Source organism: Xanthobacter autotrophicus (assembly GCF_030015065.1).
In the GTDB taxonomy this organism is placed as follows: Bacteria; Pseudomonadota; Alphaproteobacteria; order Rhizobiales; family Xanthobacteraceae; genus Xanthobacter; species Xanthobacter autotrophicus_D.
This window is the reverse complement of sequence record NZ_JAIVFN010000500.1, coordinates 1-411: the sequence shown is the minus strand read 5'-3', so window position 1 is coordinate 411 and position 411 is coordinate 1. Positions and strand designations below refer to the sequence as shown.

The window sequence follows — 411 nt, the reverse complement described above, 5'->3', positions numbered from 1 at the left end:
CGTTCTGCACCGCCTGCAGCACCACTTCCTCTTCGCCTTCGGCGTACACCACGCGCTGCTTGTCGCTGCGCGCGCGGTCGTAGACCGGCTTCATCATCAGGCTGGTGCGGTAGACGAACTGGGCCAGCTTGTCGCGGTAGGCGCCCATGTCGTCGATCGGGCGCGAGGCCACGCCCGAATCCATTGCGGCCTGGGCCACGGCGGCCGACAGCTCCACCAGCAGGCGACGGTCGAACGGACGCGGGATCAGGTATTCACGGCCGAAGCTCGGGGTGTCACCGCCATAGGCCGAGCCCATGTCGGTGGCGGCGCGGCGGGCCAGTGCAGCGATGGCACGCACGCAGGCGATCTTCATTTCCTCGTTGATCGCGGTGGCGCCCACGTCCAGCGCACCACGGAACAGGTACGGGA

At 68.1% G+C, this 411-nt stretch carries 1 pseudogene; it reads right to left on the bottom strand.

What is annotated here, in order from left to right:
* A pseudogene (locus tag K9U40_RS24220) lies at positions 1-411 on the bottom strand (NADP-dependent malic enzyme); the annotation flags it as partial.